Source organism: Mesorhizobium sp. 1B3 (assembly GCF_050958605.1).
Lineage (GTDB): Bacteria > Pseudomonadota > Alphaproteobacteria > Rhizobiales > Rhizobiaceae.
The window spans coordinates 831649-855073 of sequence record NZ_JBJHDO010000001.1 but is presented as its reverse complement, the minus strand read 5'-3'; the positions used below and the strand labels follow the sequence as shown (position 1 = coordinate 855073).

At 61.4% G+C, this 23425-nt stretch carries 21 protein-coding genes; 9 read left to right on the top strand and 12 right to left on the bottom strand.

Annotated elements, in window-relative coordinates:
• Positions 1-60 precede the first annotated feature (60 nt).
• The 5 genes from ACCO56_RS04040 to ACCO56_RS04020 all read left to right on the top strand — a co-directional run bounded on the left by ACCO56_RS04040 (position 61) and on the right by ACCO56_RS04020 (position 6687).
• Positions 61-1716, top strand: a complete 1656-nt coding sequence (locus ACCO56_RS04040) for an extracellular solute-binding protein (RefSeq protein ID WP_433637837.1) — start codon at positions 61-63, stop codon at positions 1714-1716.
• Positions 1717-1816: 100 nt separating this feature from the next.
• Positions 1817-2758 (top strand): carbohydrate ABC transporter permease, encoded by a 942-nt coding sequence (locus ACCO56_RS04035; RefSeq protein WP_433637834.1) that lies wholly within the window; start codon positions 1817-1819, stop codon positions 2756-2758.
• A 65-nt stretch (positions 2759-2823) separates the two neighbouring features.
• Positions 2824-3606 carry a carbohydrate ABC transporter permease gene (locus ACCO56_RS04030; protein ID WP_433637831.1) on the top strand — a complete coding sequence of 261 codons (783 nt, stop codon included), beginning with the start codon at positions 2824-2826 and terminating at the stop codon, positions 3604-3606.
• A 10-nt stretch (positions 3607-3616) separates the two neighbouring features.
• Positions 3617-4711, top strand: coding sequence for an ABC transporter ATP-binding protein (locus ACCO56_RS04025; RefSeq protein ID WP_433637828.1), 1095 nt, complete (start codon positions 3617-3619; stop codon positions 4709-4711).
• Between the two features lie 20 nt (positions 4712-4731).
• The gene (locus ACCO56_RS04020) at positions 4732-6687 is read left to right on the top strand and encodes a hypothetical protein (RefSeq protein ID WP_433637826.1); all 1956 of its coding nucleotides are present in this window, start codon (positions 4732-4734) and stop codon (positions 6685-6687) included.
• Positions 6688-6744: 57 nt separating this feature from the next.
• Here ACCO56_RS04020 and ilvD read toward each other — a convergent pair whose 3' ends face one another.
• From ilvD to ACCO56_RS04005, 3 genes are all read right to left on the bottom strand, one after another.
• Positions 6745-8580 carry a dihydroxy-acid dehydratase gene (gene ilvD, locus ACCO56_RS04015; RefSeq protein ID WP_433637824.1) on the bottom strand — a complete coding sequence of 612 codons (1836 nt, stop codon included), beginning with the start codon at positions 8578-8580 and terminating at the stop codon, positions 6745-6747.
• Positions 8581-8667: 87 nt separating this feature from the next.
• Positions 8668-9855: an MFS transporter gene (locus ACCO56_RS04010; RefSeq protein WP_433637821.1), complete on the bottom strand. Its 1188-nt coding sequence runs from the start codon at positions 9853-9855 to the stop codon at positions 8668-8670.
• Positions 9852-10391, bottom strand: a complete 540-nt coding sequence (locus ACCO56_RS04005; protein ID WP_433638333.1) for an N-acetyltransferase family protein — start codon at positions 10389-10391, stop codon at positions 9852-9854. The genes ACCO56_RS04010 and ACCO56_RS04005 overlap by 4 nt, the downstream gene beginning before the upstream one ends.
• A gap of 91 nt (positions 10392-10482) precedes the next feature.
• Between ACCO56_RS04005 and ACCO56_RS04000 the strand changes: the two genes are divergently transcribed.
• A complete protein-coding gene (locus ACCO56_RS04000; protein ID WP_433637819.1) occupies positions 10483-11370 on the top strand; it encodes a LysR family transcriptional regulator in 888 nt (295 codons plus the stop codon).
• A gap of 9 nt (positions 11371-11379) precedes the next feature.
• On the opposite strand, the gene ribB is transcribed toward ACCO56_RS04000, so the two are convergent.
• Together ribB and aroC are read right to left on the bottom strand one after the other, a co-directional pair.
• Positions 11380-12480, bottom strand: coding sequence for a 3,4-dihydroxy-2-butanone-4-phosphate synthase (ribB, locus tag ACCO56_RS03995; protein WP_433637817.1), 1101 nt, complete (start codon positions 12478-12480; stop codon positions 11380-11382).
• 27 nt (positions 12481-12507) lie between these two features.
• On the bottom strand, positions 12508-13608 hold the full coding sequence (gene aroC / locus ACCO56_RS03990; protein ID WP_433637815.1) for a chorismate synthase: 1101 nt from the start codon (positions 13606-13608) through the stop codon (positions 12508-12510).
• A gap of 303 nt (positions 13609-13911) precedes the next feature.
• Here aroC and ACCO56_RS03985 point away from each other — a divergent pair, with 303 nt between their 5' ends.
• Entirely contained in the window at positions 13912-15189 is a 1278-nt protein-coding gene (locus tag ACCO56_RS03985) for a polysaccharide pyruvyl transferase family protein (protein WP_433637813.1), read from the top strand.
• 11 nt (positions 15190-15200) lie between these two features.
• Here ACCO56_RS03985 and ACCO56_RS03980 read toward each other — a convergent pair whose 3' ends face one another.
• From ACCO56_RS03980 to ACCO56_RS03955, 6 genes are read right to left on the bottom strand one after another with little or no spacing between them, the layout of a single operon-like run.
• Complete coding sequence (locus ACCO56_RS03980) at positions 15201-16586, bottom strand: amidase (protein ID WP_433637811.1); 1386 nt, start codon at positions 16584-16586, stop codon at positions 15201-15203.
• Complete coding sequence (locus ACCO56_RS03975; protein ID WP_433637809.1) at positions 16586-17602, bottom strand: P1 family peptidase; 1017 nt, start codon at positions 17600-17602, stop codon at positions 16586-16588. Before ACCO56_RS03975 ends, ACCO56_RS03980 begins: the two co-directional genes overlap by 1 nt.
• Before the next feature lie 28 nt (positions 17603-17630).
• Entirely contained in the window at positions 17631-18374 is a 744-nt protein-coding gene (locus tag ACCO56_RS03970; RefSeq protein WP_433637807.1) for an amino acid ABC transporter ATP-binding protein, read from the bottom strand.
• Positions 18375-18388: 14 nt separating this feature from the next.
• Positions 18389-19495 carry an amino acid ABC transporter permease gene (locus ACCO56_RS03965; protein WP_433637805.1) on the bottom strand — a complete coding sequence of 369 codons (1107 nt, stop codon included), beginning with the start codon at positions 19493-19495 and terminating at the stop codon, positions 18389-18391.
• Positions 19496-19513: 18 nt separating this feature from the next.
• Positions 19514-20368 (bottom strand): ABC transporter substrate-binding protein, encoded by an 855-nt coding sequence (locus tag ACCO56_RS03960; RefSeq protein WP_433637803.1) that lies wholly within the window; start codon positions 20366-20368, stop codon positions 19514-19516.
• A 31-nt stretch (positions 20369-20399) separates the two neighbouring features.
• Positions 20400-21263: a D-amino-acid transaminase gene (locus ACCO56_RS03955; protein WP_433637802.1), complete on the bottom strand. Its 864-nt coding sequence runs from the start codon at positions 21261-21263 to the stop codon at positions 20400-20402.
• Positions 21264-21436: 173 nt separating this feature from the next.
• On the opposite strand from ACCO56_RS03955, the gene ACCO56_RS03950 reads away from it, so the two are divergent.
• Both ACCO56_RS03950 and ACCO56_RS03945 read left to right on the top strand, forming a co-directional pair.
• On the top strand, positions 21437-22360 hold the full coding sequence (locus tag ACCO56_RS03950; protein WP_433637800.1) for a LysR family transcriptional regulator: 924 nt from the start codon (positions 21437-21439) through the stop codon (positions 22358-22360).
• Positions 22361-22549: 189 nt separating this feature from the next.
• Positions 22550-22798, top strand: a complete 249-nt coding sequence (locus ACCO56_RS03945; protein ID WP_433637798.1) for a DUF1344 domain-containing protein — start codon at positions 22550-22552, stop codon at positions 22796-22798.
• Positions 22799-22816: 18 nt separating this feature from the next.
• Here the strand turns inward: ACCO56_RS03945 and ACCO56_RS03940 are convergent, their stop codons facing one another.
• Positions 22817-23419 carry a histidine phosphatase family protein gene (locus ACCO56_RS03940; protein WP_433637797.1) on the bottom strand — a complete coding sequence of 201 codons (603 nt, stop codon included), beginning with the start codon at positions 23417-23419 and terminating at the stop codon, positions 22817-22819.
• Positions 23420-23425: the final 6 nt, after the last annotated feature.

The following is a 23425-nucleotide window of genomic DNA, read 5'->3' as shown; positions in this document are numbered from 1 at the left end:
GGAAGGCTACAGCCGACCGCCGCCATCGCGGATGGTCAACTCTTGGGAGGAGTTGAAACAATGAACGAACAACAAAAACGTGACTTCCAGGCCGGCCTCGAAGAAGAGGTCGACGCTTTCCTGCGCGGGGAACATACGCGTCGGATATTCATCACCCGCTTCGGTCAGATGATCGGGATGCTCGCCGCTTCCGGGCCGATGCTCGGAATGATGTCGGACTGGGCGCTCGCACAGCAAAAGCTGGAGCTCGCCGATCCTTCTTCCCCGCTCGGCCAGGCGCAAGCCGCCGCACTCAAGTCGTCGAGCGAAGGACCCGCCGAAGGCTCCGCGTTCCGCGCGACGCAAGCGGCCAAGCAATATTCCGGCATCACACTCAACATGACTTACGAGGCCGGCCTGCAGGCTCTCGACCCCCGCAACTTCAGCGGCCCCATGTGGGAGCAACTCACGGGCATCAAATCGAATGTCGTCGAGCTGTCCAATCCCGACCAATATTCCAAGGCGGTTGCGGAACACATAGCCGGCTCCGGGGCCTACGACATCCTCGACATCTCCCCGGCTTGGACGCCCTCTCTTGCCGATGGCGGCGTGATCGCTCCGCTCGACGACTACATCGCCAAACATATGAACATGGCGGATCTCGAAGACTACCATCCGCTCTACAAGGCCCTTCCCACCTACAAGGGCAAGATCTGGGGCTTCTTCGACGACGGCGACATGTTCGCACTCTACTATCGGAAGGACATCTTCGAGGATCCGAAGATGATGGAAGCCTACCAGGCGAAATTTTCCAGGCCGCTCGGGCCGCCGAAAACCTGGGAGGAATATGCCGAGACCGCGCAGTTCATCACCGATCAGATGGCGCCCAACGTCTATGGCGCCGGCCATTTTCGCAAGGCAGGCAGCCCCGGGAATCAGTTCGACTTCCTGCAGCAATACCGAGCCAATGGTGGGAAACTCTTCGACGACAACATGAAGGCGCAACTAGCTTCCGAGGCCGGCCTGAAGACACTGAAGAACATGCAGGCGGCGAACGCCGCCTCCATTCCCGGCAACAACGAGTTGGACGCCGTGTCGTTATGGGCGGCGTTCCTGACGGGAAAAGTGGCCATGATCTATTCCTGGCCGCCAACGGGTCGCATGGCAGCCAATTATTCGCAGAGCGCGACGGCGATCAATTTCATTCCGCAGTCGCAGATAGCGGGGAAGGTCGGCTACGCCGTCGTGCCGGGCAACCCCGAACATGCAACCGGTTTCAACAAGGCGCTGTCCGCGGACTCCGCGAACTTGGAGGCGGCATATCTTTTCATGCAATGGGTGACTTCACCGCCGGTTTCGCTTGCCCGCGTGATGCTGCCTTACGCGTTGCGTGATCCTTATCGGCTCTCCCACTTCAAGTCCGACCTTTACGCAGGACTTTTCCCCAGCGCGAAGGAGTACCTTGTCAACCTCAACAACTCCGCGAATGTCGGCCTGCTCGATCCGATCATGCCGGGAGCCCAGGACTATTTCCTGAGCGTCGATCGCATGTGCACGGCGGTGTGGGCTGGAGGGGACCCGGAAGCTTCGCTCAAGACGGCGGCCAGCGAGTGGGACGCGACGACGGACCGGCTTGGGGCCGAGACCCAGAAAGCATTCTACGCCGAGTTTCTGAAGCTGCCGGGTGCGACCGCCGACAACACCGTGGAAAAACTCGGCATGGCTGTGAAGCTCTGAACAGCATTTTGGCTTGGCCGGAAAAAGCGCGCCGGCCGAGCCAGCCTGGGCCAGTTGGGCTCAATCTGTCGAGAAGATGCGACCGCGAGGCAATGGTTCGATGTCGGTCCCGATCACAATGAAGAACATGCGGAGTGCCGGTGCGCCACTCCGGCTCTCGGGTCTGGCCGCCTGGTTGGACCGCCACTTCAAATGGCTGCTGGTAGCACCGGCCGTGTTGCTGATCCTGACGCTGTCGATCTATCCGCTCGCTTTTTCACTCGTCGTCTCGTTCATCAATTACGACTTCCAAGTCCCCGGACACGCTTTCGTCGGCCTGAAGAACTTCGAGCGAGTGGTATTCGACCCGGTAGCGAGATGGTCGCTTCTGCTCACCGCGATTCTTTCCGGCGTCAGCGTTGCAATCGAATTCGCCCTGGGACTACTCGTTGCGCTTACGATGGTCCGAAATTTCCCTGGCCGCGGACTCATCATGTCGGTCCTGATCGTGCCGCTCTTCATCAGTCCCGTGATCGTCGGCCAAGCCTGGACCCTCCTGCTGCAACGACCGTTCGGCCCCACGAACTATATCCTCAGCCAGATTCTAGGACGGGACGTGACGATCGGCTGGCTGACAGAAAGCCCGTGGCTCTACATGTCACTGATCCTTGCCGATGTCTGGCAGTGGACACCGTTCATGTTCGTCATCCTGCTGGCCGGGCTGACGGCCATCCCATCCAACCTGTACGAGGCCGCCGAACTCGACGGCGTCAATGCCTGGCAGGCGTTCTGGGCGATCACCTTGCCCCATCTCGCACCGATGATGCTTTTGGCGGTCACCTTCCGGCTTCTCGACGCCATCCGCATGTTCGACACGATCTTCATCATGACGGGCGGCGGGCCGGGCACTCAGACGTATACGGCGTCCTATTATCTCTACACGGTCGGCTTCACCCAGTTCCACCTGTCCCAGGCGACGGCCGGAAGCTGGCTGTTCCTTTTCTTCACTGCGATCGTGGTCATGCTGCTCGTGCGGCGTCTCCTCAAAGCGGAGCCGAATTGATGGTCGCCGTCCGCTCAGCCCGCCGGGTGAAACCGCGGTCCCTTCCTTTCGGAAGGATCGTCCTGTTGGGCTTCTTCCTGCTGTTCGTGCTCTGGCCGCTCTATTGGATGTTCAACACGTCGATCAAACCGAGCGACGATTATCTGGCCAATCCACCCGTCTGGTTTCCGGCCGCGCCGACCCTGATTCACTACGAAGCCGCTCTTTTCACCTATCGCGGGCTCGACGGACTGATCAACAGCCTGATCATCTCCCTTTCGGCGACGGCCCTTTCGGCGCTGTTCGGTACGCTGATGGCCTACAGCCTGGCCCGATACAACACCGGTGGGCAACACCTCTCGTTCTGGGTTCTATCGCAACGCTTCCTGCCGCCGATCGGCATCGTGCTCCCGATTTTCCTGATCTATCGCAACATCGGCGTCTACGACACACGGTTCGGCCTGATCATCGCCTACACCGTATTCACTCTCCCTGTGTCCGTGTGGATGATGTTCGCCTATTTCCGGCAGATGCCCAAATCTCTGGAAGAGGCTGCGTTGGTCGACGGCTGCACGCGCTGGCAGGCCTTCTGGTCGGTCGCGGTGCCGCTCGCAGCTCCTGGCATCGTCGCGGCTGCGGTGTTCGCTTTCATCGCGTGCTGGACCGAGTTCTTCTTTGCGCTCGTCCTGACCAGCCGTTACGCCTTCACGCTGCCGACCGTGTTTCGAGCTTTCATCGGCTTCCAGGGTGCTCAATATGGCGAGGCAGCGGCGCTCGCCATCGTTTCGCTCGCGCCATCCATCGCGCTCGGAGTGCTCGCTCAGAAGCATCTCGTGCGCGGGCTGACGCTCGGCGCAGTCCGCGGCTAGGACAACGCGAATGGCAAATGTGAAGATCATCGGTCTGCACAAGAAATACGGCGCTTTCGACGCCGTGCGCGGGATCGACCTCGACATAAGCGACGGCGAGTTCACCGTTCTGGTCGGCCCGTCGGGATGCGGCAAGAGCACCTTGCTGCGGACGATCGCCGGCCTGGAAGAGGCATCGGATGGCACGATCGAGATCGGCGGCGAGGTCGTCAACGAGTTTCGGCCGCGGGACAGAGACGTCGCGATGGTCTTCCAGGACTATGCTCTCTATCCCCACATGAATGTCGCCGGGAATATCGGCTTCGGGCTGAAAGCGCGCAAGATGCCCAAACATGAGATCGACCAGCGCGTGATGGACGCCGCACGCATGCTCGGCATTACCAAGCTGCTCGACCGTTATCCGCGCCAGCTCTCTGGCGGCCAGCGCCAGCGCGTGGCAATCGGCCGTGCGATCGTGCGCAGCCCGCGCATCTTCCTGTTCGACGAGCCGCTCTCCAATCTCGACGCGCAATTGCGCGATGAAATGAGGGGGGAAATCAAGCGGCTGCACCAGCAGATCGCGACCACGATGATCTACGTCACGCATGACCAGATCGAAGCGATGACCCTGGCCGACAGGATCGTGCTGATGCGAGACGGCATTATCGAACAGCAGGGTGCTCCGCTCGACCTTTTCGAGCGGCCCGCTTCGACCTTCGTGGCGGGTTTCCTCGGCTCCCCCAAGATGAGCTTCTTGCCGGGAAAGTTGCTGCGTGGGGAGAATGGCGACGCCGTCACGCTCAAGCAGACGTCGATCCCGATTCCCGCCGGCCGCACACTCATCGACGCCGAAGACGGCCAAGCGGTGCTTCTGGGGCTCAGGCCGGAGCATGTCACGCGTGCGCGGGATGCCGGGCCCGAGGCTGGACACGTCCGTTATGACGCGACCATCGCTCTGATCCAGCCGACGGGATCGCGCAGCTATGCCACCTTCAGTCTCGACGGAACGCCTGTCATGGCAGAATTGCAGGCGCACGACGTGAGCCGGCCGGGAGAGCAGATCCAGATCGACATCAATATGAAGCGCGCATCGATATTCGATCGGGAATCGGAGAGAGCGCTTTAAGACGAGAGGAGGAAGATCGGATGGTCTCGCGCGCTATTGCCCTGTTCGGCACCGACCAGGACACGCCATCCATGCGAACGCTCCGAGCCGGACCGCTGTCGGTGGAATTCGACAACGGCGCTCTGCGATATATCCGCTTGGACGGCACTGAGGTGCTGCGCGCCATCGCTTTCCTGGTTCGCGACGAGAACTGGGGCACGTTTTCGCCAGAAATCGAAAACCTCGAAATAGAGGAAGGGGCCGACGGCTTCGCGGTAACCTATCGCGCAACCTGTTCGGATGCCGAGCGCACGCTGTCTTACGATGCCACGATCACTGGGGCGGTCGACGGGTCGCTATCGTTCGAAGCGGTCGCAGAGCCCCAGACCGATGTTCTGACCAACCGCACCGGATTCATCGTGCTACACCCCGTGGAGGGCGTGGCGGGCCGTCCTGTAAAGATCCTTCACGTGGATGGGCGAGAAGAGACCGCGATTTTTCCCGAGTTGATCGATCCAAGATGTCCGTTCAAGGACATTCGTTCGCTTTCACATGAGATCGCTCCTGGGGTGTGGGCGACCTGCAGAATGGAAGGTGACGCGTTCGAGATGGAGGACCAGCGCAACTGGTCGGACGCTTCCTACAAGACCTATGTTCGTCCGCTCACCAAGCCCTGGCCATATGTGTTGTGCAAAGGCGAGAAGATTGCGCAATCCGTGAGCCTGACAGTGTCCGGAATCCTGCCCGTAACGAGCGGAGGGGCAGCCGACCGGCCGGTTTCCCTTACGCTCGGTGCCGAAGCCGGTCGGTTTCCGGCAATCGGCCTCGGCGTTCCGGCCGAGGAAGCATCGTTCGCGCTTGAGAAAGGCGACCTACTGAAGCGGCTCGAGGTCGCCTCGCTCATCTGCGAGATCGATCTTCGCAAAGGCCATGGGCGCGCACAGATGGAACACTACCGGGCGCTCGCCGATCTGACCGGCGCGGAAATCACGCTCGAGATCGTCACGAAGGGCACGCTCGATCCCCTTGGGGAACTCGTCCCCGTTGCAAGGGCAGCCCAAGAAGCGAGGCTGCGGCCGCAGACCATCACGGTTTTCCCGGCGCAGGACATGGTTTCGGTTCAGCCAGACGCGCCATGGCCCGAAATGCCGACCTTCGAGGAAACCTACGCCGCGGCGCGCAAGGCGTTTCCCGAAGTGAGGCTCGGCGGCGGCATGGCCACCTACTTCACCGAACTAAACCGAAAGCGGCCGCCCGCCGCATCGCTGGATTTCGTGACCCACACGACTTGTCCCAACGTGCACGCGGCCGACGATCAGTCCGTCATGGAGACGAACGAGGCGCTGCCCTACCAGATACTGTCGACGCGCTCTTTCATGGGCGACATGCCGTATCGCATCGGCCCAAGCCAGCTTGCATGTCGGGAGAATCCCTATGGCAGATCGACGACTCCCAATCCTGACAATTCTCGCCTCTGCCTCAGCGCCATCGACCCGCGCCAACGCGGCATTTTCAATGCCGCATGGATGATCGCCTACGTCGCGGCATGCGCCCGAGGCGGGGTCGAGGCGGTGGCGTTCGGATCGCCCACCGGTCCCATGGGGCACATCCACCGAACAATGGATTTCCGGCAACCCTATTTCGACGACCGGCCAGAAGCGGTGATCTATCCAGGATTCCACGTGATCGCCGGCCTCGCTCGACTTTCGGGCCAACCGTTGCTGGAGGTCAACCTCTCGCCGCGAAGCAAGATCGAGGCAATTGCCGCAGATGAAGATGGCCGACCTGTTCTGTGGCTCGCCAATCTCACCGGCCGCACAGTAGAGGTCGCCCTCCCCGATCAATTTCGGAGCGACGCGAACATGGCCGTCCTAGACGCGGACTCCTTCGAGAATATCGCCGCCAGACCGAACTATCTGGACATCTCGGCACAAAGCATCCGCTCGGCCACGGTTGCACTGGACGCATACGCCGTAGCCAGAATTCGGAGAAACTGACCGGGGGGCCCTCAACATTCGGCGCGCCCTATTGGCGCGCCGAATCATTGCCATTCGTTATTCCGGCAGCTTGCGCACGGCCCCGTAGGCGGCGCTCGTCGCGAATGCAGCATAGGCTTTGAGGGCCGTCGTCACGTTTCGCTGCCGCTTGACCGCCGGGTTCCAGCCCGCCTCGTCCTGCGCGGCACGCCGGGTTTCCAACTCCGCATCGTCGACCAGGAGCTGGATCGTGCGGTTCGGAATGTCGATCTCGATCGTGTCCCCGTCGCGTACCAGGCCGATCAGGCCACCTTCGGCCGCTTCGGGCGAGACATGGCCGATCGAGAGGCCCGAGGTGCCGCCGGAGAAGCGGCCATCCGTCAGGAGCGCACAGAGCTTGCCCAGGCCTTTCGACTTCAGATAGCTCGTCGGATAGAGCATTTCCTGCATGCCCGGCCCGCCGCGCGGCCCCTCGTAGCGGATAACCACTACATCGCCGGCCTTCACCTCGTTGCCGAGGATCCCCTTCACCGCAGCGTCCTGACTTTCGAACACCCGCGCCGGGCCGGTGAACTTCAGGATCGACTCGTCGACGCCTGCCGTCTTCACCACGCAGCCGTCGAGCGCGAGATTGCCCTTCAGCACCGCAAGACCGCCATCCCTGGAGAAGGGGTGCTCGGCATCGCGGATAACGCCTGCCTCGCGATCGAGATCCAGCTCGTCCCAGCGGGCATCCTGGCTGAAGGCGACCTGTGTCGGCACACCGCCGGGCGCAGCCCGGAAGAACTCCCGCACCTTGTCGCTCTTTGTGCGGGAGATATCCCAATGATCGAGTGCTTCGCCGAGGGTCGCACTGTGCACGGTGGGCAGGTCCCGATTGAGGAGACCCGCTTTGTCGAGCTGGCCAAGGATCGCCATGATGCCCCCGGCCCGGTGCACGTCCTCCATATGGACATCGTTCTTGGCGGGCGCGACTTTGCAGAGGACCGGCACACGGCGCGACAGGCGGTCGATGTCGGCCATGGTGAAATCGACGCCCCCTTCCAGGGCGGCAGCAAGGATGTGGAGGACGGTATTGGTCGAGCCGCCCATGGCGATGTCGAGCGTCATGGCATTCTCGAACGCGGCCCTCGAGGCGATGACGCGCGGCAGCGCCGTTTCGTCATCCTGTTCGTAATAGCGCTGGGCCAGGTCGACGATCAGGTGACCTGCCTCGACGAAGAGCCGCTTGCGGTCGGCATGGGTGGCGAGCGTCGAACCATTGCCGGGCAGCGACAGGCCGAGGGCCTCGGTCAGACAGTTCATCGAGTTCGCGGTGAACATGCCCGAGCAGGAACCGCAGGTCGGGCAGGCCGAGCGCTCGATAATCTTGACGTCTTCATCGGAAACATTGTCGTCGGCAGCGGCCACCATCGCGTCGACCAGATCGAGCGCGTGGGTTTTCCCCTTGAGCACGACCTTGCCGGCTTCCATCGGCCCGCCCGAAACGAAGACCGTCGGAATGTTGAGGCGCAACGAAGCCATCAGCATGCCCGGCGTGATCTTGTCGCAATTCGAGATGCAGACCATGGCGTCGGCGCAATGCGCATTGACCATGTATTCGACGGAGTCTGCGATGAGCTCTCGCGACGGCAGCGAATAGAGCATGCCGTCGTGACCCATGGCGATGCCGTCATCGACCGCGATGGTATTGAACTCCTTGGCCACACCGCCTGCCTTCTCGATCTCGCGGGCAACCAACTGGCCGAGATCCTTGAGATGGACATGACCGGGAACGAACTCGGTGAAGGAATTCACCACCGCGATAATCGGCTTGCCGAAGTCAGAATCCTTCATGCCGGTGGCGCGCCAAAGGCCGCGGGCTCCCGCCATATTGCGACCGTGGGTGGTGGTTCTGGAACGATAGGCTGGCAAGTTCGGATCTCCGTCATGGCGGTACAGGCTGGCTTGGCCTACCCAATGCCCCATGGGCAAGCCAAGCACAAGGCTTCGCAACGTGGCTCAAACATTAGCGGCACCTTTGCGAAAGCGCCACCACAGCAGCACCGCGCAGGCCAGAGCCACACAGACAAGCGCCAGGGAGAGTTGCAACGCGACTTTCTCGCCGGCGGCTTCAATGACAGCGGCATAGACGACCGGAGCGAGCGCCGAGACGAAAAAACTTGGCGCCAGCAGCTTTCCGGACAGCGCGCCGTAGCTGGCCGGATCGAAGAGCACCAGCGGCTGCGTGCCCCGCGCGATCGTCATCAGCCCGTTGCCGGCGCCATAGGCCAGCGCAAAAATTGCCCCGGCTAGAACGCTTGCCCCGCTGAATTGACCGAAAAGGAAGGCTGTCGCTAGGCCGCCCCCTGCCACGATGCCAAGCGTAAGCTCGCTCACCCGGCTGCCGAAAAGCACCTCCCACAGCCGGGCGGCAGACTGACCGACCCCGCGGAGGGTCGAAAGCCAGACGGATAATCCCGCGCCCATACCGAGGCCGGCCATGATGCCGATCATGTGCGCCGACATGCCGGAGTTCAGGAAAGCCACGGCGGTTACGAGACCGACATAAAGGGCACCGGCGAGCACGCGTTCCATCCTGGTGGACGCCAAGGGCGGCCGCTGAACGGACGCGAACCGATCCGGCAGGTCAGTTTGGCGCCGGGCGGGAAGTGACCAGTGCAACGGAGCAGTCAGCAGCGCAAAACCTCCGTAGATCAGCAAAGCGTCCCGCCAGCCGAACGCCGAAGCCAGCGCATGGCCAATCGGCCAGAACGCCGTAGACGCGAGGCCTCCGAGCAGCGTGATCTGAGACATGGCCCGCCGCGCCGACCGGCCGCCGATCCAGGCCAGCGTGGCGAAAGCTGCTTCGTAGAGGGTCATGCGCATGGCAAGCCCGAGACAAGCCCAGGAAGCATTGTAGGTGAAGAGATCCCACGACCGGCTCAAACCGACACAAGCCAGCGCCATCAGCACGGAGCCCAGCGTCATCACCATTCGTCCGCCGTGGCGATCGATCAGGCGCCCGATGAAGCCGGAGGTCAGCCCCATGACCACCAGAGCGCCGGAAAGGCCGGAATAGGCGAGCGTGATCGACCAGCCGAAATCGGTGGCGATCCGCTGACCGAAGATACCGATCAGGTAGTAGGAGGTGCCCCAGCAGATAAGCTGAGCCGTGCCGAGGCGTATGACGAGGCCAGGCGCTATCATCGGGGAGTCCTGTCGCCAGGGCCTAGCACGCGCTGCATAAGCACCGTATCGAGCCAGCGGCCGTGTTTCCAGCCGACGGAGCGCAATGTGCCGACATGGGCGAAGCCCTGCCCCTCATGCAGCCGGATGGAGGAAAGATTGGACGAATCCCCGATTACCGCCACCATCTGGCGGAAGCCGCGCACTTCCGCTTCTGCGATCAACCCTGCGAGAAGAGCGCGGCCGACGCCCCTGCCCTGTCGGCGCGGATCGACATAGACGGAGTTCTCCACGGTAGCGCCATAGGCCGGTCGTGGACGATAGGAACCGGCATAGGCGTAGCCCACGATTTCCCCCGCGATTTCGGCCACGAGGTATGGAAAACCCGAGCCGACCAGCGTCTCGAAGCGCGCCGCCATTTCCTTCTCGTCAGGGGGATCCAGTTCGAAACTCGCGCAGCCATGGCGCACCGCATCGCCATAGATGGCTGTGATTGCCGCGATGTCCTTTTGCTCGCCGGGACGCAGCTCGCACTCTCCTATTGTGGCAATCACGATCGGCTCCGCTTTCGAGAATGAACCGATCCTGCGCCATCGCTTGATCAAATTGAAGATTATGCTTCTTATGCATCAGATAAGGGATTCTTTGATGAAGGATTTGAATCTCGGCCAGCTCCGAACCTTTGCCGATGTCGTTGAGCTGGGCAGTTTCTCGGCGGCAGCGGAGCGTGCCGGCATCAGCCAACCGGCTGTCAGCCTGCAGATACGCCAGCTGGAACGCCAGCTCGGCGTTCGTCTGGTCGAGCGCGTCGGCCGCCGGGCGCAAGCGACGCCTGCTGGCCACGACCTGCTCGCCCATGCGGCACGCATCCAGGAGGAGGTGGCAAGAGCCATCGAGGCAACCGTCCCCCACAGACGCGGCGCCGCAGGCCGCATCCGTATCGGCACAGGCGCCACGGCCTGCATCTACCTGCTGCCCCGCGTTCTCAAACAGCTCAAGGAGGATATGCCTGGGCTCGAGATCATTGTGCACACAGGGAACACGGCCGACGTGCTGAAACTGCTCGAGGCAAACCGCCTCGATGTAGCGCTCGTCACCCTGCCCGCTTCCGGGCGCGCCTTTGTGGTGGACGAGATCTATCGGGACGAACTCGTGGCGGTTGTTCCTGATGGCGAGGACGCACCCTCGCAGGCCGTGTCGCCGGCATTCATGGCCGGCAAGCCGCTGCTCCTTTACGAGAGCGGCGGCAATACGCGTCGCCTCGTCGACCGGTGGTTTCTGCGGGCCGGCTTTGCACCCAAACCGGCAATGGAACTGGGCAGCGTCGAAGCAATCAAGCAACTGGTCGGAGCAGGCCTCGGCTGGGCCATCCTGCCGAAACTCGCCGTCGATCGGGCTCCCCTGTCCGAGGAGATCGCGTGGCGATCGTTGTCGCCACGCCTTTCCCGCTCGCTCGCGATAATCATGCGTCGCGACAAGCATATGAGCCGTGGTATTCGCGAAATGGTTGCGGCGCTCAAGGGCGCAGCGAGGTAGCGGACGGGATCAGAATATCTCGGTCTTGGCGATGCGGATGCCGAAGCCTTCCAGCCCGACATAATGCCGCTCCCGCGAGGTGATGAGATTGATGGAGGAGATGCCGAGGTCCCTGAGGATCTGGGCGCCGAGGCCGATCTCCCGCCATTCGCTCTCGCGGCGCTTGGCCTCGTCGTGATCCTCCCTATCCGATGCCTGACGGCGGTTGCGCGCCTGATGGCCGACGCCCACCGATCCTTCGCGCAGATAAACGATCACGCCGCGCTTTTCCTCGCCCATCGACTTCATGATGGCGCGAAGCCGATCGTCGGTGCCGAAGACATCGTCCACGACGTTCTCCGGATGCAGGCGAACAGGCACATCGACACCGTCGCGGATGTCGCCGAACACGATCGCCAGATGATGCATGGTGTCCCAAGGCAGAGTGTAGGTAAAGGCCTTGGCCTTGCCGCCCGGGGTTTCCAAGTCGAAGCAGGCGATGCGTTCGATGAGCGTCTCCTGCCTCTGTCGATAGGCGATGAGATCTGCGACGGAAACCTGCTTCAGCCCGTTTTTCTCCGCGAAAGCCTGAACCTGTGGCCCGCGCATCACTGTACCGTCGTCATTGACCAGTTCGCAGATGACGCCGACCGGGGGCAGACCCGCCAGCTTGCAGAGGTCGACGGCCGCCTCCGTATGCCCCGAGCGCATCAGCACGCCGCCTTCGCGGGCCACGAGGGGGAAGATATGGCCGGGCCGCACGAAATCGGAAGCGCCGACATTGCCGTTGGCGAGATTGCGCACTGTCAGCGTGCGATCGTCGGCCGATATGCCTGTCGTCGTGCCGTGCTTGAAATCGACGCTGACGGTAAAGGCGGTCGAGTGCGGCGCATCATTGTCGGCCACCATCGGAGCGAGGTTCAGCCGCCTCGCATCATCCCGCGTCATCGGCGCACAGACGATGCCGGAGGTGTGACGGACGATGAAAGCCATCTTCTCGGGCGTGCAATGCACGGCCGCAACGATCAGATCCCCTTCGTTCTCGCGACCGTCGTCATCCATCACCACGACGATCTCACCGCGCTCGAAGGCACGCAGGGCCTCGACGATTTTCTTTTGATCGTATGCCATTGCTTCCTACCAGTCCAAAATGTCAGCCTAGACGCGTCCCGTCTGCCCGCGATGGCGCAGATAATGATCGGCTATGGCACAGGCAACCATGGCCTCCCCGATCGGCACCGCCCGAATACCGACGCAAGGATCGTGGCGTCCCTTGGTCATGACGTCGACATCGCTGCCCGACTTGTCGACCGACTTGCGTGGCGTGAGGATGGACGAGGTCGGCTTGACGGCGAAACGGGCGACGACAGGCTGGCCGGTAGAAATACCTCCCAAGATGCCGCCGGCATGATTCGAGAGAAAGAACGGCTTGCCGTCATTGCCCATCCGCATCTCGTCGGCATTCTGCTCCCCGGTAATGCGGGCGGCCTCGAAACCGTTGCCGATCTCGACGCCCTTCACGGCGTTGATCGACATCAGATTCGACGCAATATCCTGATCGAGCTTGCCGTAGATAGGCGCCCCAAGCCCTGCGGGCACGCCTTCCGCAACGATCTCGATCACTGCCCCCACCGAAGAGCCGGCCTTGCGAACGCCGTCGAGATACTCGGCGAAGGCCGTGACCGATCCGCGGTCCGGCGTGAAGAACGGGTTCTCGGCATCGCCGATGAAATCCCAGTCCCAATTGGCGCGATCGATCGACTTCTCGCCCATGGCAACGAGCGCGCCACGCACAACCATACCGGGCACGACCTTTCGCGCGATGGCACCGGCGGCGACACGGGCCGCGGTTTCACGCGCGGAGGAACGGCCACCGCCGCGATAGTCGCGCAAGCCATATTTCATGTCATAGGTGTAGTCAGCATGGCCAGGACGGTATTGCCGCGCGATCTCACCATAATCCTTCGAACGCTGGTCCACGTTTTCGATCAGCATGGAGATCGGCGTGCCGGTGGTCACGAGCGTGACGCCATCCTCCTCGGTGAGAAAGCCGGAGAGCAGCCTTACCTCGTCCGGTTCACGGCGCTGAGTGACAAAGCGCGACTGTCCCGGCCTCCGCCGATCAAGCTCGTCCTGAATATCTTTCAGGGTGAACCTTATGCCCGGCGGGCATCCATCCACCACGCAGCCCAGCGACGGCCCGTGGCTCTCACCCCAGGTCGTCACCCTGAAAAGATGACCGAACGTATTATGCGACATCGAAGCCTATCCTGCCGGGCGGCGCCGGTTTTTACGCCGCTTCTATTGGCGTTTTCAGGCTGGGTCAAATAGCGTTCCGCGCCGGGAAACCAGACATCGGCCGATCTGCACGACATGTCGGTAATTCCTTTTGAGTTGACAGGAATCCGCCTCGGCATGCTACGTGAGCCACGCCGATTGCTGCAGCGCAGCATGATAACTGAGACAATGCATATCGTAGCCTACGGAACGGGTCCGAGGCCAGCATTCGAAGCGTCCGCAGTGTGCAAGCACCTGAGACGCAACAGGAGCAGATTTGAAGAGATGCATGTTGTTGTCGAAAATACTGTGTGCCTCAACACCGGGGATGCAGCAATTCTCCTTGCGATCAAGAAAATTCTGGAAGCCGCCTACGGAGATGACATCAAGATCTATGTATTCGATAGCGATCCTGAAACTTCGTCTCAATTATACAAGCAATACCAGACTCTGAATTTCAGGAAGCTTCTTGCGGAATCCGTCTTCAAGCAGAAATACAAGGGGTTCCCACTGAAGAATCGCGTAAAGCGCCTTTACAATCGGACGGTCCTGCAATCCCTCGACATGCTCGGACGAGGCAATAATCTGCTCGCCAACCTCTTGCTCGACAAGGAGAGCCGCCAAGACATCGCACTCTACCAGAGCGCAGACGCGATCATAACGACGGGCGGAACCTATCTGGTCGAGAACTACAATCTAACCAAGCGGATCCTCCAGTTCCGGATCGATGAATTCCTGGGGAAGGCGCCAATTTTCTTCACACAGTCGCTGGGCCCCTTCGACAATTCATACAATCGCGAACATCTGACACGGATCTTCGGCAAAAGCCCGCTCATCCTGCTGCGCGACGACAAATCGGCGGGCCACATCGCCGACATAGTGGACGACAAGGCGAAATGCCACGTCGTGGCGGATTCCGTTTTTGCCCTGGCTGACACGTCACGCATCGAAAACATGCTGGCTTCGCCGACACCGCCTGCCGAGACCGGGCGGGTCGGCGTGTCCGTCCGGAACTGGAACTACGTCAAGGACGGCCAGGATGGCATGCGCCGTTACGTCGATGCCGTCAGGCAGATCGTCGTTTCTCTCGTGGAACAGGGCAAGCAGGTCACCTTCGTTTCGACCTGCCAGGGCGTTCCGGAATATGCCCACGATGATTCCAAGACGGCCGAGATCATCGCCTCGGAACTCGCCCCCGCCATTCGCGACAAGGTGACGATCGACGCCTCCTTCCATACGCCCGATGAACTGATGGATTTGGTCAAGGGTTTCGACTTCGTGGTGGCGACACGCATGCATATGATGATCATGTCGCTGTGCGTCGGCATACCCGTGCTGCCGATCGCCTACGAATTCAAGACCAAGGAACTCGCCGGCCGGATCGGGATTTCGGACGTGCTCATGGAGATCGACACGATTTCGGGTGACGAAGCCACGGCCAAACTGGCGCGGTTCACGCGGGATCTGGACCAGTTCCGACGAACCAGCCTGGAAGCTGTCCTGAGGGAAAACGCATCGGCAATGTCGTCCGTCGAGCTTCTTAAGAAGGCCCTTCACAGATAGGGAAGTGACGGCTACTCGATAGGCGTTCGGCGGGCCATCAATACGCCCTCTGCAAGTCCGGCGATCGCCAGCAGTTCGGAATCGCCATCGATCGCCCCGCTCATCATGATGCCGACCGGCAGACCCGAGCCCGAGAAGCCGCACGGTATGGTCACTGAAGGTTGGCCGGTCAGGTTGAAAACCGTCGCATTCTTGGAAGCGTGATGGTCGTACTCGTCCGGCCTGTCATCGAACAGGGCTGGCATTGTCGTCGCAGCGGGGGCGACGAGAACATCGCATTGCTCCATCAGCCTGCTCATGCGCGCACGAAGGAGAAGACGTTGATGACAGGCGCCGATATATTCGGCGGCCTTAATTCGGGACTTCCTTTCAAGCTTGGCCTGGAGTTCCTCGCTGAAGGCTTGGGGATTGGCCGCAAGGTCGTCGGCATGAAACGCGTAGGCTTCGGCGAACAGATCAGCCGATATGGCCAGGCTGCTTTCCAGCCCGGTGCTGTCGAGTTGTACAACGACGGCGCCTTGCGCCTCCAGCGCTTCGATCGCGCAGTCGACCAGATCCACGATCTCCGGATCGCCGTCGAAGAAGAAATCGCGAGCAATTCCGAGCCGCACGCCGGCAATCCCGCCCCGCCCTTGCACGGGCCACGAAAACTGCCGCCCGGACGAATATGGATCAGCTTCATCAGGCCCGGCTATCACCGCGGTGACGAGAGCGGCGCACTCGGCGCTGCGCGTTAACGGCCCAACATGATCCATGGTACGCACCAGCGGGAAGACACCCGCCGCACTGACCAGGCCGAAGCTTGGCTTGAAGCCGACCACGCCGCAACAATGGCCGGGATGACGGATCGAGCAAGCGGTGTCCGTGCCAAGGGCGGCAAAGGCAAGGCCCGCGGCAACCGCGACTGCCGAGCCGCCGCTTGAACCGCCGGGATCACGCCTCATGTCCCATGGATTGGCGATCCGGCCGAAAAAAGGATTTATCGAGGTCGTTCCGTAAGCGAGTTCGTGAGTTCCGGTCTTGCCAAGGATGACGGCTCCAGCCGCCCTCAGCTTCCCGACCACCGTCGCGTCCTGGTCAGGCATGAAATCACGATAGAGCGCCGAACCGCCGGTGGTTCGTAACCCCTTGGTCGCGATGTTGTCCTTGATCGCGACGGGCACGCCGTCCAAAGGTCCAAGCCACCGTCCGGCATGACGCCTCCGATCCGCGGCCTGCGCATCCGCGAGCGCCGCTTCGGCAGCTACGGTCACGTAGGCGTTGAGCTTGGGATTGAGCCGTTCAATGCGCTCCAGCAACCGTCTGGTGAGCTCCGTGGAGCCAAGCTCCCCGCTTCGCAGGAGCGCTGAAAGCTCCGCGATGCCGAGATAATGGGGATCCACGCTCTCCCCGCGCATCAGCGCAGCCAGTCGGCAAGGGACGGCCGATGACGCCCTGCACGCCCGGTCATGGCCTCGGCCGCGCACATCGAGTTGAGGACGGATTCTTGCGTCGCTTCCGCCGCGGCGCGGAAAAGCAAGTCGATGCGGCTTTCGTTCAGCATCTCGGTCACAACGAAGTCGTTGGTTTCGTCGTGATCGAAGGTCGTGGCCGTGTTGAAACCGACGGCGATGTCGCCGCTGCCATGCCCCCAGAAGGCGCCGAGTCGCGCCAAGCCAGCACCGCAGCGCAGCGTCACGCGCTTGAGCTGGCGGTGATCCATCGGGACGTCCGTCGCCAGGATGATGATAACCGACCCCTTTTCCTCGTCCTTTGCCTTCCCGGGATCGGGACGACGCCCGTCGGGCAGCACAAGGTCGCCGGCACGGCCGAAATTCGTGAGCGCCAGCACCCCAACACAGTGCGCGCGTCCGCCGAGTTCCAGCATCCTCGAAGCGGTGCCGATCCCGCCTTTAAAGCCGAAGCAGCTCATGCCGGTTCCAGCGCCGATGTTGCCCTGCTCCACCGCGCCGCCGCGGGCATCCGCCAGGGCCAGCCGCGCATGCTCCTCGGTGACGGCCATAGCCTGGATATCGCTCAACGGACCGTCGTTGCATTCACAGACCACAGGATTGACGGTGGCGGTCCGCCGGCCGATGTCGGGGTTGGCCGCGATGGCCTCACGGATCAGCGCATTCGCGCAGGCTCCAACGCTGAATGTGTTGGTCAGCAAGATCGGCGTTTCGAGCGTGCCCAACTCTTCAATCTGCATTAGACCCATGCTCTTTCCGAAGCCGTTGATCACCTCGCAAGCCGCGGCGACTTTCCGGCGGTAGAGATTGCCGGAATGCGGCACGATGGCGGTAACGCCTGTATTGATGTCGCCCTCACGTATGGTGTGATGCCCAACGGTCACACCCGGAACGTCGGTAACGGCGTTGTTCCCGCCAGTGGGCAGAATGCCGCAGACGATACCAAAATCCCGTGCGTTCACCGCTCGCCTCGCCTCTTTCCGGAACGACTCACAGGCGACCGGCCTCGATGATCCGTTTGAGGAACGCCTGGGTCCGCTCGCCCTGCGGCTTGCCGAAGATCTGCTCCGGCGGACCTTCTTCATAGACCACGCCGCCCTGCAGAAAACAGACCTTGTCGGCGACTTCGCGCGCAAAGCCCATTTCGTGGGTGGCAAGCACCATGGTCATTCCCTTGGCGGCGAGATCGCGGACAATGTCGAGGACTTCCGAAACCAGTTCCGGATCGAGAGCCGAGGTGATCTCATCCAGGAGCAGCAGCGTCGGATCCATCATCAAGGCGCGCACGATGGCGACGCGCTGCTGCTGGCCGCCGGAAAGACGGTCGGGATATTCATGGGCCTTGTGCTCGAGCCCAATGCGGGCGAGCAGCATCTTTGCTTTTTCCGCGGCCCCCCGCCGGGGCGTGCCCAGCACTTTGGTGGGACCCAGCGTGACATTCTCCAAGACGCTCATATGCGGGAAAAGGTTGTAGCCCTGAAACACGATGCCGATCTCGCGGCGCAATCCATCGAGATCGACCCCAGGCCCTGTGATACGGTCGCCATGCAGCCTGATCTCACCTTCGTTGATTGTCTCCAGCCGGTTGATGCAACGCAGGAGCGTCGACTTTCCGCAGCCGGACGGGCCGATCAGGCAGACGACCTGGTGCTCCTCGATGTCCAGCGACAGTCCCGCGAGGACCTCGACCGGTCCGTAGCGCTTGTACGCCTTGTCGATTTCGACCAGTGCCATCTCTTGGTTCCCGTCTAGGTCGAGCGCATGCGCTTGCGATCACGTTCGACAAGCCGGTCGACAAGCCTGGCCTGCGGGATCGTGATCAGGATGAACAGCAGAGCGACGGTGGTGACCGCCGACAGGTTGAAGTTGTTGCTCGCGATGATCTTCGACTGATTGAAGGCGTCGATGGTCCCGATGATGGCGACCAGCGCGGTATCCTTCTGCAAACTGATGAAGTTATTGAGGAGCGGTGGGATGATGCCGCGTATGGCTAAGGGAATGGTCACGTAGCGCATCGTCTTGAGATAGGACAGACCAAGGGAACGCGCAGCCGCGATCTGGCTTGGGTGCACGCCTTCGATGCCGGCGCGGTAGACCTCGGACGTATAGGCGCCGTAGGTCAGCGTCAGCGCTATGATGGCATAGGTGTTCGAGGAAAGGTCGCGAAGGATCGGAAGCCCGGTCAGGGGCAAACCGAACCCAATGAGATAAATAGTGATGATAGCCGGCAAGCCGCGGAAAAGATCTCCGTAGACGATGGCCAGCATTCGGATCGGCCTGCCCGCCTTCCCGGGCAAGGTCCTGGCTATCGCCACGACGAGAGACCACATCAGGATAAGCACGCCGGCGACGAAGAAGATGTAGATGTTCGTGCCGAAAGCCTTGAGAATCGTCCCTGCTGATCTGGAGATCAGACCGATATCGAAGAACGTCCTGCTTACGGCGGCATCATTGACCACCATGAACCACGCCAAGGCGCAGACGATGAACAACGCCACGGCATATGAAATGGCGCTCCAAGACGCATCGGATGCTTTGGCTCCCAGTTCGCGCCCGTCATAAATGGACGATGCCCTGCCGGCGCGAATCGAATGAGACATTGCGCGCAGCGCAACTGTCAGAACCAGCAGGGGCAGAATCGCCGCGACGATCGCGACAATCGTGACTGGCGCTGTCGACCAGCCCTCCGCCAGCACCAGTGCGCTGACATGACGGGCTGTCAGGGCCATCACCGAGAGGGTCAGGACTGCAATCGCCACTGCCGCCAGCGAGCGGCCTCGGTAGGTTCGGACCTGATTGCGAGCGCGCCAGTCACTGGCGCGCTCGCTCTTGGCTTCGAGAGCCGATACGGACATGGAGGACCTATCCTTGGATCACGGCTTCCAGAGGGGAACGGTGTCCGGTGATACGCCCCAAGACGGCAGGAGATAGGCAGCTTCGAGCTTCTTCAACGTGCCATCCGTTTTGAGCTCCGTAATGATCTGGTCGATGACGGGCCCGTTTTCGGATCCCTTCGGATAGATGCCGGCGGTCTGGCCGCCGGCTTCGTATTTACCGACGACGGCGAGTTTGCCGCCGGAATTGTGCACCTGCCCCAGGATGATGGACAGTTCGGTCATGATCGCATCGACCTTGCCGGCGACCAGCGCGGTGACCATCGAGGCCGTGTCGTCGAACACGTCGACCTTCTCGGCCTTGAGCGTCTCCTGCGCAAAAGGCACGAGGATAGTCCCCGCCTGCACGCCGATGCGGCCGGTCTTGACGCTCTCCTGGGTCACGGGCTTGTCGGCCCGTGCGGCCACGCCGTGGTCGGACGCCGCATATGGCACGGAGAAGTCGACCACCTTCTTGCGCGGCTCGGTGACGGAGATCAGCGCCAGGGCGATGTCGTAATCCTTGTTCTGGCCCGCCACGATCGAATCGAAGGAAGCGTTGACGAGCTTGACCTTTTCGAGACCGAGGCGATGGGCGATGTTGACGGCCATGCAGAATTCGTAGCCGTCCTTGATGCTTTCGGGCGTGTCACCGTTGAACTGACCGACCGCTGGCAGGTTGATGAGGACCGTGAACTGATCGGCTACTGCCGGCGTGATCTTGTGGCTCCCCTTCTCACCGGTAAGTGGACAATCGCCATAGCCTTCCGCAGCATTCGCCGCGCCTGCGGCAAAAACAACGGCGCTCGCCAGCAACGCGCCCTTGGTAAATCGCGCCATGATCCTGGAAATCAATTTAGTCCCCTTTCTCTGATTGGTAGTGTTTCTAACGAACCGGATCGGCGCTTTGCGCGGCCAGTTCCAGATACCTTTCCCGGAGGCGGGCCGTCACCGGTCCCGGCTTTCCGTCGCCGATCACGCGATCCGCTATCCTGATGACCGGCGTCACAAGGCTCGACGCGCTGGTGAGCATCGCCTCTTTCGCCTCCAGGGCTTCTTCGACGGTGAACAGCCGTTCCTCCATGCGGATTCCCAACTCCTCCACGATTGTCATTACGGCGCGCTTCGTGCAGCCCGGCAGAACTGAACGGGAGTTCGGTCGCGTCACCAGAACATCGTCCCTGGTGAGGATGAGTGCCGTCGAGGAAGCCCCCTCCGTGACGAAGCCGTCTTCAACCATCCAGGCTTCATGGAAACCCCGCGCCTTGGCCGACTTCTTGGCCAGGACCTGCGCAAGCAGCATGGTGGTCTTGATATCGCGGCGAGCCCAACGACTGTCCGGCACGATATCGACCGCGACGCCTTCCCTTTGGGACTTTGCATCGACCAGGTTCTTGTGTTGCGTGAAGGCGACGAGAGTCGGCTCGATATCGTCGACAAAAACGAAGTCCCGCTCCGCGACCCCGCGACTGATCTGGAGATAGACGACCCCCTGGTCGAGGGAGTTGCGTCTGATCAACTCATGCTGGACACCAATGATCCGTTCCCTCGGTATGGGCATGGGAATCGAGAGTTCGCCGACCGAGCGCTCCAGACGATCGAGATGAAGATCGTTGTCGACCAGCCTTCCATCGATGACGGCCGAGACTTCGTAAATGGCGTCGGCAAACAGAAATCCGCGATCGAAGACGGAAATCCTTGCCTCGTTCTCCGGGAGATAATCCCCGTTCACATAAATTATTCTGGTCAAGTCACGCCCCGAAACCGCTGACTCGCGGACGCTAGGAAATCTCCCCTGTCCCGTCCAATGCATTGTTTTTTCGACGTTATGCATATCTTTCATAACGCTGGTTGCGCCAAACGCGCCCAGATGGTTGATGACATCGACGACCCAGCGCGGCTGTAGAACCCGAGAGGCAGGTGATGGAATTGAAATGGCTCGAGGATTTTGCGGCCTTGGCGAATACGCTGAGCTTCTCACGAGCCGCTGAGGAGAGGCGCATAACCCAGTCGGCTTTCAGCCGCCGCATCAGGCAACTCGAAGCATGGCTGGGCGTGACGCTCGTCAGCCGCGCCACCTTTCCCGCAGAACTGACCAGAGAAGGCAAGGCATTCCTGCCGGTGGCGCAGGATGCGATCAGGAATTTCTACAGCACGCGCGAGGCGCTTCAGCCACCCAGGCCCCCGCAAAACAAGGTTCTGACCTTCTCCGCGCTCCACACGCTCACCGTGATTTTCTTCCCGCATTGGCTGCACGAGATGCGGGAAGAATTCGGCGAGTTTCATTCGCGGATGAGTCCCGACAAGGGCGGGATCGAGGACAACATCACCACGCTGGTGGACGGCGAAGCGGATTTTTTCCTCACCTATGCCCACCCTTCCGTCCCGCTCCTCCTCGACAGCTCGCGCTTCCCATACCTCGTGCTTGGGACCGAGCGGGTCATCCCGGTGTGCAGCCCGGCGCTCGGGGGATCGGCTCTCGATCACGCCATCAGGAGCGACACTCCTATTCCCTATCTCAGCTATGGAGACTTTTCCTTCTTCGGACAGGCGCTCGCGAAGCTGTTCACGAAGCGGCCATCCTTCAAACGCAAGGTCGTGCACGAGAACACGATCTCGATCGGCCTGAAGGCGATGATGATGGCCGGATGGGGGCTAGCCTGGCTGCCGGAGAGCCTGGTCAGGGAAGAACTGGACAGCGGCGTTCTCCGGCGGGCAGCACAGGACCCCGATTGGGTGCTGGAAGTCGAGATCCGGATCTACAGGCATGCGACCTCGGAGCATCCAAGCGTCGACGCATTCTGGCGGGCGGTCGGATCCCGACTTTCGCACAAGCCCGATCGGTGAGGCTTACGGGCCCATATAGAAAGTGAACGGTATCCCCGATTTTTCGTTGGGGGAAAAAGCGTGCGGCATCTTGGTGGAGATTCTTGCGTGCCAAAATTGACACATTGACCATATTACCTCTTGGTTCGTCGCCATCCTTGAAAGGATTGCCGTGCCCACGCACGGAGCAGAACGACAAGAGGGACCATCATGCGAAGCTTGTTTGGCGCGGTTGCCGCCGCCCTGATGATTACGACCGCCTGCTACGCAGCGGAGGCGGAGGGCCGCATCAAGTCTATCGACAAGGATGCCCAGACAATCACGCTGGACAATGGAAAGTCCTACAAGCTTCCCGGCGAGTTCGACGTGACCTCTCTCAAGGAGGGCATGGAAATCCTTATCGCCTATGACCAGGTCGGGGGAGAAAATCTCATCACCGACATGGAACTGCCCGAGTAGGTCGCTCCGTCGGGAGCATCAGACCCACTCCAACTCGCCTTTCTCGAGCCTCAGGATACGGTCCTGCGGCACGGCAAGCACGGCGGCTTTCTTCTGCGGCAGGTCGGCAGCCAGGCGGAAAACCGCCCGGAAAATGCCGCCATGCGTCACGCAAACGGTCGGCCTGGTTACGTCTGAAAGCCACGAGGATACCCGCTTCTTCAGCATCTCGTAGCTTTCCGCCGCGGCGCCGGGAGGCCGGAAGTTCCATTTGTCGACCGAGCGACGCGCCTTGGATCCGGGCTCACGCAGCTCAAGCTCATCATAGGTGAACCCTTGCCAGTCGCCGAAATGCAGCTCCAACAGGCGCGGGTCGGTTCTGTAGGCCTGGGGCTCAAGTCCCATCGCGGTCCGGATACGCTCCATCGTCTCGCGGGTTCGCCGCGAAGGGCTCGCCACGAAATCGAAATCAGCGGGATCGGAGATCAACCCCTTCAGCGTCTTGCCATTTTCGGTCGCCTGCGCCCGACCGGTCGGATTGATGTCGGTCTCCGCCTGCCCTTGCAGGCGGTTCTCGACGTTCCAATCCGTCTGTCCATGCCGTACGAAATAGATCAGCGGCAGGGTCGAGATCGATCGCATTGACAC